The organism is Aromatoleum toluvorans, from assembly GCF_012910905.1.
Taxonomy (GTDB): Bacteria; Pseudomonadota; Gammaproteobacteria; order Burkholderiales; family Rhodocyclaceae; genus Aromatoleum; species Aromatoleum toluvorans.
In genome coordinates, this window is the sequence record NZ_WTVN01000063.1 from 1 (window position 1) to 12,359 (window position 12,359).

A 12,359-nucleotide genomic window follows, 5' to 3' on the forward strand; every position below is an offset into this window, starting at 1 on the left:
CCCCAGCCCCCTTCCCTGCCCACCTCGTGGCCCGCACGCTGCTCCAGCGCGTGCTCGCGGCTCAGGTAGTGATGCACGCCGGCCGCGATGCCCGGCAGGGACGGCGCGATCAGGTAGCCCTCGGTCGGATGCAGGTTCCCGCTCGACGGGTTGCAGCGCAGCGCCCAGCGCGAACCGGCGAACTCCTTCCACGCCGACAGCGCCAGCGACAGCTCGAACAGGATGCCCAGATGCGCGCGATCGAACGGCGCGGGCGGCGTCAGCTCGCCGCGTCGCAGCGCGGCATGGCGCGTCGCGAGGCCGTCCGCCGCGAGCGGCAGGGCCGTGCGCGGCGCTCCGTCCCAGGTGCGCCACGGGTCCGGCTGGTTCGCCCAGTCGAGCCTGCCGGGGCCCGGCGCATAGCGCTCCGGCCGGTGCTTGCTGCGCTCATGGTAGGCGCGAACGGCCTCCGCGGCCGCGGACGGCATGACCGGCTCCCTCGCATCCGCATTCACGATCCTCGCCCCCCTCGTCGTCCCCACCCGGCGCGCCCGCACAGCCCGGCGCGTCGCCACCGGCCTCACACCCGGCCGCCTTGCCTTTTCCGCCATGTTCTCCGCCAACTCACCCGCAGCATCTTTCATCGACCCCGGCCGGCCGATCGCGTTCCGGCGCCGGCGATTCCGCATGCAGCCGTGCCCCCCGATCTACCCTCGCCTTCTCTTATAACCAACTGATTACTACATATTTCTCCCCGCGCTGCATTGCAGCAGTACAATTCACGCCTTCCGCCCAAAACCCGAACAAGCAGCCATGGCAGCATTCATCACCGAAAAGATCGTCAGCGTGCATCACTGGAACGACACGCTGTTCTCCTTCACCACGACACGCGACCGCGCGCTGCGCTACGAGAACGGCCAGTTCGTCATGATCGGGCTGGAAGTCGACGGCCGCCCGCTGATGCGCGCCTACTCGATCGCGAGTGCGAACTACGAGGAAAACCTCGAATTCTTCAGCATCAAGGTGCCCGACGGCCCGCTGACCTCGCGCCTGCAGAAGGTCCAGCCCGGCGACGACATCCTGATCTCGCGCAAGCCCACCGGCACGCTGGTGCTGCACGACCTGCTGCCCGGCAAGCACCTGTACCTGTTCTCGACCGGCACCGGCCTCGCGCCCTTCATGAGCGTGATCCGCGACCTCGACGTGTATGAACGCTTCGAGAAGGTGGTCCTGATCCACGGCGTGCGCTACGTCAGCGAAGTCGCCTACGAGCACTACATCACGCACGAACTGCCGCAGCACGAATTCCTCGGCGAAGCGGTGCGCGAGAAGCTGATCTACTACCCGACCGTGACGCGCGAGCCCTTCCGCAACCAGGGCCGCTTCACCGACCTGATCGAAAGCGGCAAGCTCTTCGAGGACATCGGCCTGCCCCCGCTCGACCGCGCCGTCGACCGCGTGATGATCTGCGGCAGCGCCGCGATGCTCAAGAGCTCGCGCGAACTCCTCGACAAGCGCGGCTTCCACATGTCCAAGCGCATCGGCGAACCGGGCGACTACGTGATCGAGCACGCCTTCGTCGAAAAGTAAGCGCAGCCCGCTCACAAATGAAATGCCGGTCCTTGGGCCGGCATTTTTCGTTTACGCCCCGATCCGTCGCGGATGGCCGTCCTGCGGACCTCCGATCAATGTCATCAGCATATATCGGTTTTCTGTAAAAAACCTTTGCATATTAATAACATCCCGCCATCAAATGGCTAAAGTTCGGGGCAGTTTTGCCGTAAACTGCACATACGGTCGGCGCACACTCCCGACCGTCCTGAAAAGGGCAAACCCGTCGAAAGGCGGGGACGCAAAGTCACCGGTCCAAAAGGCTTCGGCCTCATGACAGCGGGACTGCCAGGTTACGAGTCCCGGTGGATCGAGAGATCCCGCCACGTCGCCTGTCCGCCGCGCCAATGCGCGGAGTCCGCAGTACTCCCTGTCGCTGTTGTAAGTTTTACAGGGAGTACTGCAATGAAATCGAACACCAACGCGATGCGGCGCCGCGCAACCCACCTTGCGCGCCTCGCCTGCGTCGGCCTCTTCACGGCGCTGCTCGCGTTTTCATCCGCAACGACGGTTTCGGCCGCACCATCAACGGCGGCTGACGGCGGCGAAGCCCCTCTCGGCGCCACCCTGACCTCCAAGGCAGCGCGCGCCGAGCAACTGACCCAGTCCCTCGCGGACCTGCACGCCCAGTACCGCGTCGCGCCCACCCATCAGCAGCCCGCACGGCTCGATGAACTGGCCGCCGCGATTACGGAACGCAAGGCCCTCCTCGCCGAACTCATCAGGAACGACCCCGCCTCCGCGCTGCGACTCGCCCTTTCACCCAGCGCTCGCGCGGACATGCCCGCCCAGGTGCGGAACGCCCTCGAACAGCATGTGGACCTCACGGGCGAACTCGAGGTGTTCTACGAAGAGTATCCAAACAAGAAGGCGCGGCTGGTTCATTACCTGCGCACACCGCAGGGCCAGCGCATTTCCCTGCACTTCAGGACCCAGCCGCCAGGCCTGCTCACCGGCACCGAGGTGCGCGCCAAGGGCGTCCGGCTGGACAGCTCGATGGCCCTCGAGTCGGGCGAAACCAGCCTGACCCTGGCCGCCAGGGGTGGCGCAAACGGCGGCAGCAACGGCGGGACGTCAGCACCGAGCACCACGGCGCTGGGCGAGCACAAGACGCTGGTCATTCTGGTCAACTTCCAGGACAACCCGATCCAGCCCTACACCCCCGATTTCGCGAAATCCGTACTGACGACGACCAACGACTTCTTTCTCGAGAACTCGCACCAGCAGATGTGGCTGAACACGGATGTCACGAACTGGTTCACGATCGCCAACAGTTCCAGCGTGTGCGATACCTCGGCGATTGCCACGCAGGCCCAGGCCGCTGCGACGGCGGCGGGATACAACCTGTCCGCATACACCCACCTCGTCTACGCGTTCCCGCAGATCGCCTGCGGCTGGTGGGGACTGTCGTCGGTGGGTGGTAGCCCGTCGAACTCGTGGATCACCGGCGAACTCAAGATCGGCGTGACGGCGCACGAACTCGGACACGCCATCGGCCTGTTCCACGCGCACTCGAATGACTGCGGCGCCGACACCCTCGGTGCGAGCTGCACCACCATCGAGTATGGCGACCAGTTCGACATGATGGGCTCTTCGAGCACCGGCCACTACAGTGCCTTCCAGAAGGAACGCCTGGGATGGCTGAACACGGCCGCATCGGCGCCGATCACCACCGTCACGAGCGACGGCGTCTTCACCCTTGAACCGTACGCCGCCAGCGGAACGGGTCCGAAAGCCCTGAAGATCCCGAAAGGCATCGACCCGCTAACCGGACAGCAAGCGTGGTACTACGTCGAGTTTCGCCAGGCCGCGGGATTCGATAGCGTCCTCGCCGGCAACACCAACGTGCTCAACGGCGTGCTGATCCATACCGCCACCACCTCCAACGGCAACAGCGCCAGCCTCCTCGATATGACGCCGAACAGCGGAACCACCCTGTACCTGGACTGGAAAGACCCGGCGCTGACGGCAGGCGGGACGTTCACGGATCCGGCTACCGGCGTGAGCATCACGACTGATACGGTGTCCGCGACGATCGCTCTGGTCACGGTGCGGTTCGGCGCGGGAGGCTCCGCGTCCTCCGCTCTGCTCACCGCAACCGGCTCGACCAGCCAGGCGAGCTACCTCCGCGGCCAGACTGTCAGCCTGACAGCCAGCGTCAATGCCGGCGGCGTGCCGGTGGCGGGTGCCGCGGTGTCCTTCACGATCACGAAGGCCAACGGTACGCAGGTAAAGGGCAGCGCAACCACCGGAAGCGACGGCAAGGCCCTGTACCAGCTCCAGCTCAAGAAGCCCGACCCCGTCGGGACGTACCAGACCGGCATGGTCGCGACCTTCAACGGACAATCTGCGAGCACTGCCGTGTCCTTCAACGTCCAGTAAGCTTCGCGATCGCTTCCGGTCGATCTCTACTGCTTGCTCTCCACCAGCAGCTTGTCGAGTTCCTGCTTGAGGAGCGTGTAGGCCTGGGCTCCGCGCATGATGCGCACGTTCTTCATGCTGCCGTCGGCGCTCATCCCCAGCAGCAAGGTCGGCGTGCCGGTCACGGTCAGCTTGCGCCCCTCGGCGATATCGACGCGAATGCGTTCAGCGTACTTGCCACCATCCAGGCATTGCTTGAACGGCGCGGCGTCAAGCTGCAAGGACGCAGCATGGTCCATCAAGCGTTCGACGGCGAGTGCCTGCTGGTTGGCGAAGAGGCGGTCGTGCATGTCCCAGTACCGCCCTTGCTCGCCCGCGCAGTGCGCTGCCTCGGCCGCCTTGAAAGCCTGCGGATGGATGGACTCCAAGGGAAAGTCGCGGAATACGTAACGCACCTTGCCCGTGGCAATATAGTCCTTGTCGATCTGCGGCAGCGAATTGTCCGCATGGCGCTTGCAGAAGGGGCACTGGTAATCGGAAAACTCCATCACCGTGAGTTGCGCGTCGCGCACGCCCTTCACCGGGGCGTCGCCGATCGCAACGACGGCTTCGATGGATTGCACGAGAGGCGGCGGCGGTGGTGGCATGCGCGCCTGGAGCTGCTTCTTGAGTTCGTCGAGATCCTTGCGCAGGGCATCCTGGCTCTGCTGCATGGCTTCCACGTCACGCCGCAACTGTTCCATCTCCCCTGTCTTCTGCGCCAAGGCCGGCGCAGGCAAACCGGCAAGGGACAAGCCCGTTATCGCCGCGCATAAGCTCATTCTGTTCATGGCATACCTTCCATGTGCGTGATCAAGCGGCCTGAACTGCTGGTTGTGCGAACCCCCTCGACCAGTTACCCGATCAAGGGGGCCCGAACTTTCTTCCATTGATCGGGTTGCCCCGCGGGGATCCTCATGGCCTCTCCCGGGTTTGAGGAGAGGACCGTCGGGTCACCCCCGATCGGGGCAGTGCGTGCAACCGTTACGGGATCGTCACGCTGATGTTGACGGTCGCAGTGTCGGTAAAGTCCGGCGCATTAGCTGGACGCGGCGGGGAAGCGCGCGGATAGGTAACGCCATCCTCGTCCGATGCCGTCGCGGAGGCCGTGTTGACGTGCTGGCCGTTGATGACACTGGTGATCCTGCCGACGAACGTGCACGTGTAACTGCCGCCCGGCGGAATTGTCACCGGCAATTGGGTCACCGGCGATGCTCCCCCCCTCAACTGAAGGCAGTCGGTACTCAAAATACTGCTGCTCGTCGCGGAGAGATTGCCGAACTTGTCGTCGCTGAGCGAACTCAGCGTCAGCGTATCGACCGCGGAGTTGTTGGTCGCCGTAACGCTGTACTGCACGTCAACCTGAACCGCCTGCACTGCGTGCGCCGTCTTCAACAGCGCCGGATCAGTCGCCACGTCGATATAGGTCACCGAGGCCGGATCATCGTCGCAAAGATTCGAGTGCCCAAACTGGTCGGTTCCACACACTGTGACGATGTCCGTCACGACCGCATCCTTGTTGCCACCTCCCATCGCCACCGTAAAGGTGCAAATGTAGGGGTTCGCACTGTTCGGCGGCGGTTGGTCGTTGCTTTCGGCCGGGATCGTCGTTTCCGCCGCGCAGGTTGTGGCGGTAATTCCGTTGTGACCGGTCGTCGTGATGTCGCCGTACAGGTTGTCCGTCAGGGTATCCAGCGTCACGTTCGACAGTTGCGCGTTGTTGGTCACCGAAACGGTGTACGTTACGGACCCGCCCGTTTCCAGCACGGTTGTCGGCGACGCCGTCTTATCCACGGTGATGCTCGCCGTCTCGAGGAAGACGTCAATGTTGAGGTTGCCGCAATTGCACTTCGACGGCGATCCCGGGTAGGCATCAAAGCCGCCTGCGGTCGTAAACGTGCCCGAGTCGCAAACCTCGTTCGAACCCGGCTGACGCCAACTCGTACACCACGGCAGATTCACCTTGCCGTCGCCATTGGTGTCGGTACACACGGTGGTGATGGACTGGTGGATGACCTGCGGATTGTGGGTGTCGTCGATGTCGCCGCAAATATCAGAGCCCGCATCCTTGTTGTGAAAGGTCGCCGAATTCGCTGCGGTGACCACATTCGGCGTGCACTGTCCCGTCAAGGCGCCGTCGCTCCCGCCCCCGTCCGTCGCGATGTAGAGACCGAGGTCGTAACGCGCCTGGGCCGTCAGCGGCATCGTGAAGTCCGCGGTGAAAGTGAAGCTCTGGCCAGAGACGCAGGTGAATTGCCCTTGTTGGTTTGGATCTTGGCAACCATCATTGTTCAGGTCCCGCGGTCCTCCGGGCGGGGAAACTACGACACAAAGGTTGGTTGCCGCAGACAGCGTCACGTCATTGGCGGTACACGTCAGACCCTGCGTATTGCCGTGCGCCATCCACACATCCTGCATACAACTCTGCGCCGAGGCAGGCGGCGCCCCAAGCAGCAGCCCTCCCGTAGCCAAGGCCGTCACGCTGATGAAGCGCACACACGACCGCAGCCATCTCGTCACCATCCTCATGAGATCCTCCTATCCGCTTCGGGCAAGTTCCGCCCGGTCAAGGGCCAAGGGCGGCCCTGGCAGGGGAAATCCGTTGTTCTTTTGCGAGATTTCCCTGTCTGTCATCGGCGCACAGTCATCCCATCGAGCGAACCGATGTTCATTTATGGATAGCAGACGGATGCGCTTGGAATGGCGCTCCGGTGGCCTAGGCCCGATAGCCTAGGCTCTACGGCCTAGGCCATGAAACGGCCAACCGGATATACCGCCGAGCACCGGAAAGAAGGTCCGGCGCAGTCGCGCGGGGCGATCCGGAGCTTGGTGACGGAGTGCCCCGGATGCGCCGGGTCAGTTGACCAGGGGCGCGCCGGCAGGATTGCGCGGCTGGGTCAGCTGGGCGCGCCGGTTGACGCCCAGCTTGGCAAAAATGTGGCTCAGGTGCGCCTTCACGGTCTTGTCGCTCATACCCAGCGCCTTGGCGACTTCCTTGTTCGTACAGCCACGGGAGATCAGCCGGACGATCTCTTCTTCCCGGGGGCTCAGCTTTTCCGCGACGGTCGTGATCTCGCGGGACTGGGCTGGCAGATTGATGGTGTCGATGAGGCTCGCCAGCGCAAGGGCGAGCCTTTCGCGCCCGAGCCAGATCTCCCCGCGACGGATCGCGCGCATCGCATTCGCATACTCGCAGCTGTCACAGCTTTTCGTAATGAACCCGCACACGCCCTGCAATAGCCCGTCCGACACGCGCTTGTCGGACAGGGCACTGGTTGCCATCAGGATCGCTGTCCCGGAGTGCTGGTGGAGGGATGCAAGCACCCGCCCCGCCCCGGTTCCAAGCGGATCCGCATCGAATACCAGAATGTCGGGTTTGACGGCGTCGAGCAACGTCGTCAGCTTCAGGTAACTAGCCACCTGCGCTACGGGTTGGACACCTGCCTGATCCGCAGCCGCTCCGACCGCTTCGCAGAAGCGGACATCCGGACTCGCGACCAGTGCCGTTGGGGCGTTCGTTTCCATCACGGTCAACCTCCCTTGGCATGACCTGACCGGCCTTCTTATTTTGGTGTTTTTCTTATTAGCCTGATCTAATCTTATAGGCCACTTGTTTCCAAGTGTCACGTGCTGCACTCCCCGCAGTGAGACTTCACGCACGACGGTGTTTTTTTCCCGTGCGCGACGTCTTGCTGACACCCAAAACGCATGAACGGGGCGTATATTAGCGGGCGCAGCACGAAGGCAGCATTCCCTTCCCCCGGACGGCGCCGCTGTCCGGCCGACCAGGAGACAAGCGCATGTCCCGCAAGATCGTTCCCCTCGTTGCATCTGTCCTCGCCACCCTGTTCCTCGCCGCCCCCATGTTCGCCCATGCGTCCGACGCCGCCTGCGAAGCGAAGGCCGTCGACAAGAACGGCAAGGCGCTCGCCGGCGCCGCGAAGACGTCCTTCATGAAGAAGTGCCACGCCGACATGGCAATGAACGAATGCTCGGCGAAGGCGCTCGACAAGAACGGCAAGGCGTTGGCCGGCGCAGCGAAGCACTCGTTCATGAAGAAGTGCCAGGCCGAGATGAAGGCGGCCAAGTAAGAGCCCCTCTCCCCGACCCCGACGCAGGCCGGCCCCAGGGCCGGCTTTTTCGTTCCGGCGGCGCGCCCGCGCCATCAAGACGGGCTTGTTTCGCCGCCTCCGCGGGCTATTCTGAGGACTCTCAGGAGGGCGAACGCATGGAAGAGAGCGTACTGCTGATCGGAACGCGCAAGGGTGCGTTCCTCCTTCACACCGACGCCGCCCGGCGCGAGTGGCGCCTCACGGGTCCCCATTTCCTCGGCTCGGCGGTGCATCACATGGTGCTCGACCCGCGCGACCGCAGGACGCTGCTGCTGGGCACGCGCCCCGGCCATCTCGGACCGACCGTGTTCCGCTCGACCGACCTCGGCGCACACTGGCAGGAGGCGACGAAGCCGCCCGCGTTCGCGCCGTCCGACGACCCGAAGGCGCCCAGCGTCGACGTCGTGTTCTGGCTCGCGCCCGGCCACGCCGCCGAGCCCGGCGTGTGGTACGCCGGCACCGTGCCCCCGGGCCTCTTCCGCTCCGAGGACGGCGGCGACACCTGGCAGGAAGTGCGCGGCTTCAACCACGAACTCCTGCCCAACCTGCGCGAGGTGATCGGCCCGATTCCGGGCGGGCCGCCGCTTCACTCGATCTGCATCGACCCGCGCGACGCCCGCCACCTGTACGTGTCGCTGTCGTCGGGCGGCACCTTCGAGACCACGGATGCCGGCGCGAACTGGCGCGCGCTCAACCGCGGCGTCGCCGCCGACTTCCTCCCCGACCCGGATGCCGACGTCGGCCACGACCCGCACCGCGTCGCGCTGCACCCACTCGCGCCGGACCGCCTGTACCAGCAGAACCACTGCGGCATCTACCGCCTCGACCGCCCGGGCGACCGCTGGCGGCGCATCGGCAGGGCGATGCCGACGGAAGTCGGCGACATCGGCTTCCCCATCGTGCTGCACCCGCGCGATCCCGACACGCTGTGGGTGTTCCCGATGGACGGCACCGAGAACTGGCCGCGCACCTCGCCCGGCGGCAAGCCCGCCGCGTATCGCAGCCGCGACGGCGGCGAAAGCTGGGAGCGCCAGGACAACGGCCTGCCGCGCGGGCACGCGTGGTGGACGGTGAAGCGCCAGGCCTTCTGCGCCGACGCCGGCACGCCGCTCGGCCTGTATTTCGGCACCACCGGCGGCCAGCTGTGGGGCAGCCACGACGAGGGCGAAACCTGGCTGTGCCTCGCCGAACACCTGCCGGAGATCTTCTCGGTGGAAGCCGCCACGGTCGCGCCATGAGCGCCCCTGCCCGGCCGCCCGAAGGGGGCGCTCTTCCTCCCGTGGGGAGGGTGTCGCGCAGCGACAGGAGGGTCGTCCAGTGAGCATCCGCGTCGTCGTCCCCGGTCAGCTCTACAGCTACACCGGCGGCCAGTCGCAGCTCGCCGCCGAAGGTGCGACGCTGGGCGAGGTGCTGGCCGACCTCGACCGGCGCTATCCCGGGCTGCGCTTTCGCGTCGTCGACGAGCACGGCGCGATCCGCCCGCACGTGCGCTTCTTCGTCAACCGCGAACCCGCCCTCGCGCTGTCGTGCCCACTCGCCGCCGGCGACGAACTCGTCGTCGTCGGGGCGCTCAGCGGCGGCTGACCGGCAGCCGGGGCGCCCCCGCTCGCACGGACCCGCGCGCGGGTCAGTAACCGACCGTGAAGCGCCGGCGCGAATGCGCGGGGCGTTCCAGCTCGTCGATCATCGCCACCGCGTAGTCCTCGAGCGAGATGCGGCTCTCGCCCTGCGCGTCGACGAGCAGCTGCTCGGTGCCGAGGCGGAAGCGGCCGGTGCGCTCGCCGGGTTCGAGATACGCCGAGGGGCTCAGCATCGTCCAGTCGAGCTCCGCCTCGTCGCGCAGCAATGTCAGCGCATCGCGCGCGCCTTCGGCCGTGCCCTTCCACGCTGCCGGGAATTCGGCGGTGTCGACGAGCTGCACGCCCGGCGCGACCTCCAGGCTGCCGGCACCGCCGACCACCAGCAGACGCGGCACGCGGGCCTGCTTCGCCGCGGCGATGATCGAGCGCATGCCCTGCACGTAGTAGCCGCGCACGTCCGCCTGGGCGTGGCCGCTGAAGGCGCTGACCAGCGCCTCGTGTCCCGCCAGCCGCGCCGCCAGCGCCGCGGTGTCGAGCACGTCCGCCTTGACGATTTCGAGGCCCGGCTGCGGCGCGAGCCGTGCGGGATTGGAGACAAGCGCGGTCACGCGATGGCCGCGTGCCAGCGCTTCCTTCAGCAAGGCGGAGCCGACGTAGCCGGACGCGCCGATGAGTACGATGTTCATGCGTTTCACCTGTTCGATGGGAGGGGTTGGGGCTGGAGCGACGCCATCATCGCAGCGGAGATTGTTTTGAAAAAGATTCCAGTGGACAATTCAATGTTTTCAATCCACAAACAATCCGGACACCTCATGGGCCTCTCAGACCGCATCGACCTCAATGGACTGGTGATCTTCGCCGCCCTCGCCGAAGCCGGCGGCTTCACGGCCGCGGCCGATCGCCTGGGCATCGCCAAGGCCAAGGTCAGCACCGAAATCAGCCGGCTCGAGGCGCAGCTCGGCATCAGCCTCGTCAGCCGCACCACGCGGCGCGTCGCCCTCACCGAGGCCGGCCACACGCTCTATGCGGAGTGCGTGCCACGGCTGCGCGGCATCGAGGAAGCGCTGACCCAGCTTGGCAGCCCTGCGGCGGAACTGAGCGGCACGCTGCGCATCGGCTGCACCGTCGATCACGCGGTGCAGGCCCTCGGCCGGGTGGTCGCCGAGTTCGCGGCGCAGCACCCGCGCCTGCACATCGACCTGCGCACCAGCGACCAGGTCGTCGACCTCGTCGAGGAAGGCCTCGACGTGAGCTTCCGTATGGGCTGGCTGCGCGACTCGTCGCTGCGCGCGGTCAAGCTCGCCGACTTCGCGCAGTACATCGTCGCCGCGCCCGACTACCTCGCGCGCGCCGGGCTGCCGCAGCGCCCGGAAGAACTCGCCCGGCACGAATGGGTCGCCCTGACCCTGCTGCCGACGCCGCTGACCTGGACCTTCACCAACGCGGACGGGGAAAGCTGCAGCGTGCGCACCCGCAGCCACCTGCGCGCCGATTCCGCCGCCGCACTGCGCGCCCTGCTCGAAGGCGGCGCAGGCATCTCGGCGCTCGACCAGTTCAGCGCGAAGCCCGCGATCGACAGCGGCCGCCTCGTGCGCGTGCTGCCCGACTGGTCACCGTCGGGCGGCGGCCTGTACGCGGTGTATGCGCCGGGGCGGCACCAGCCGGCGCGCGTGCGCAAGTTCGTCGACTTCTACCGCAACCGGTTGCAGCAACGCCTGGAACAGTGCTTCGGCAACTGCCCTGCGTCCGCTGCCGCCTGAATCCTGCCGACCCGTCCCGCGCGCAATTGCAAATCACTTGCTTTTGGCTATGTTGAACCATGCCCGTCCCTTGGAGCGCGACATGGCCAGACAGATCTACGTGAATCTCCCGGTGCGCGACCTGCCGCGGACGCGCGAGTTCTTCTCGGCGCTCGGCTTCAGTTTCGAGCCGAAGTTCAGCAACGACAACGGGGCCTGCATGGTTATCGAAGACAACATCTTCGCGATGCTGCTCGCCGAACCGTTCTTCCGCACCTTCACGAAGAAGAGCGTGTGCGACACCACGCAGAGCACCGAAGTGCTGCTGTGCCTGTCCTGCGACAGCCGCGCGCACGTGAAGGAGCTGGTCGCGAAAGCCGTCGCCGCGGGCGGCCGGGTCGCGCGCGAGGACAAGGACCACGGCTTCATGTACGAGCACGCCTTCGAGGACCTCGACGGCCACACCTGGGAACTCGTCTACATGGAACCCGACGCCCACCCCCACTGACGGCAACGCTTTTTCGCACGGCGGCGGCACGGGCGGCGAACTCGCGCTAGAATTGCGCGCGCCTGCCCCGCCGATGCCGTCGTCATTCGACGCGCGGGCCGTGACGGGCAACGATCAATGACCGAATCGATGCCTGCCTCCTCTCCCGTGCTGTCGCGCCCGCTGCTGCTGGGCATCGCGCTGTCGCTGCTGCTGCACCTCGCGGTGCTGATCGGCCCGCAGGTCGACCTGCGTCCGCTGCCCGAGCTGAAGCGGCTCGACGTGACGCTCGTGCGCGCCGCGCCGCAGATCGCCGTGAGCGAGGCGCCGCCGCCGGCGCCGCCACCGGCGAAAAAGCCCCCCCGCCCCAGGGCGTCGTCGGGCAGCGCATCGCGGGTGCCGGCACCGCGGAATTCACCCGTGGCGCGGTCGAGCTCCGCGAGCGTTTCGC

Annotated in this window: 11 protein-coding genes, 2 pseudogenes and 1 riboswitch; of the genes and pseudogenes, 8 read left to right on the forward strand and 5 right to left on the reverse strand. The window is 66.1% G+C overall.

Translation table 11 applies throughout. The features are described from left to right. Positions 1-467 (reverse strand): annotated as a pseudogene (locus GPA22_RS21780) (nitroreductase); the annotation flags it as partial. Between the two features lie 325 nt (positions 468-792). Between GPA22_RS21780 and GPA22_RS21785 the strand changes: the two are divergent. Both GPA22_RS21785 and GPA22_RS21790 read left to right on the forward strand, forming a co-directional pair. Next, a complete protein-coding gene (locus GPA22_RS21785) occupies positions 793-1,569 on the forward strand; it encodes a ferredoxin--NADP reductase (protein ID WP_169258171.1) in 777 nt (258 codons plus the stop codon). A gap of 227 nt (positions 1,570-1,796) precedes the next feature. Then, positions 1,797-1,883: riboswitch (cyclic di-GMP riboswitch) on the forward strand. A gap of 112 nt (positions 1,884-1,995) precedes the next feature. Next, on the forward strand, positions 1,996-3,972 hold the full coding sequence (locus GPA22_RS21790) for a peptidase M11 (RefSeq protein ID WP_169258172.1): 1,977 nt from the start codon (positions 1,996-1,998) through the stop codon (positions 3,970-3,972). 26 nt (positions 3,973-3,998) lie between these two features. Here the strand turns inward: GPA22_RS21790 and GPA22_RS21795 are convergent, their stop codons facing one another. The 3 genes from GPA22_RS21795 to GPA22_RS21805 all read right to left on the reverse strand — a co-directional run bounded on the left by GPA22_RS21795 (position 3,999) and on the right by GPA22_RS21805 (position 7,515). Further along, positions 3,999-4,694, reverse strand: a complete 696-nt coding sequence (locus GPA22_RS21795) for a DsbA family protein (RefSeq protein WP_169258173.1) — start codon at positions 4,692-4,694, stop codon at positions 3,999-4,001. A gap of 280 nt (positions 4,695-4,974) precedes the next feature. Further along, complete coding sequence (locus GPA22_RS21800; protein WP_169258174.1) at positions 4,975-6,519, reverse strand: hypothetical protein; 1,545 nt, start codon at positions 6,517-6,519, stop codon at positions 4,975-4,977. A gap of 327 nt (positions 6,520-6,846) precedes the next feature. Beyond that, entirely contained in the window at positions 6,847-7,515 is a 669-nt protein-coding gene (locus GPA22_RS21805) for a response regulator transcription factor (protein WP_169258175.1), read from the reverse strand. Between the two features lie 275 nt (positions 7,516-7,790). Here GPA22_RS21805 and GPA22_RS21810 point away from each other — a divergent pair, with 275 nt between their 5' ends. From GPA22_RS21810 to GPA22_RS21820, 3 genes are all read left to right on the forward strand, one after another. Then, a complete protein-coding gene (locus tag GPA22_RS21810; RefSeq protein WP_169258176.1) occupies positions 7,791-8,081 on the forward strand; it encodes a hypothetical protein in 291 nt (96 codons plus the stop codon). Between the two features lie 137 nt (positions 8,082-8,218). After that, positions 8,219-9,340: a beta propeller repeat protein gene (locus tag GPA22_RS21815; protein WP_169258177.1), complete on the forward strand. Its 1,122-nt coding sequence runs from the start codon at positions 8,219-8,221 to the stop codon at positions 9,338-9,340. Positions 9,341-9,419: 79 nt separating this feature from the next. Next, positions 9,420-9,686, forward strand: coding sequence for a MoaD/ThiS family protein (locus GPA22_RS21820; RefSeq protein ID WP_343036117.1), 267 nt, complete (start codon positions 9,420-9,422; stop codon positions 9,684-9,686). A gap of 43 nt (positions 9,687-9,729) precedes the next feature. On the opposite strand, the gene GPA22_RS21825 is transcribed toward GPA22_RS21820, so the two are convergent. Beyond that, on the reverse strand, positions 9,730-10,368 hold the full coding sequence (locus GPA22_RS21825) for an NAD(P)-dependent oxidoreductase (RefSeq protein ID WP_169258178.1): 639 nt from the start codon (positions 10,366-10,368) through the stop codon (positions 9,730-9,732). 126 nt (positions 10,369-10,494) lie between these two features. Here GPA22_RS21825 and GPA22_RS21830 point away from each other — a divergent pair, with 126 nt between their 5' ends. The 3 genes and pseudogenes from GPA22_RS21830 to GPA22_RS21840 form a co-directional block, all read left to right on the forward strand. After that, the gene (locus tag GPA22_RS21830; RefSeq protein ID WP_169258179.1) at positions 10,495-11,442 is read left to right on the forward strand and encodes a LysR family transcriptional regulator; all 948 of its coding nucleotides are present in this window, start codon (positions 10,495-10,497) and stop codon (positions 11,440-11,442) included. An 82-nt stretch (positions 11,443-11,524) separates the two neighbouring features. Continuing rightward, positions 11,525-11,929 (forward strand): VOC family protein, encoded by a 405-nt coding sequence (locus GPA22_RS21835; protein WP_169258180.1) that lies wholly within the window; start codon positions 11,525-11,527, stop codon positions 11,927-11,929. A gap of 129 nt (positions 11,930-12,058) precedes the next feature. Further along, positions 12,059-12,359: pseudogene (locus GPA22_RS21840) on the forward strand (DUF3108 domain-containing protein); the annotation flags it as partial.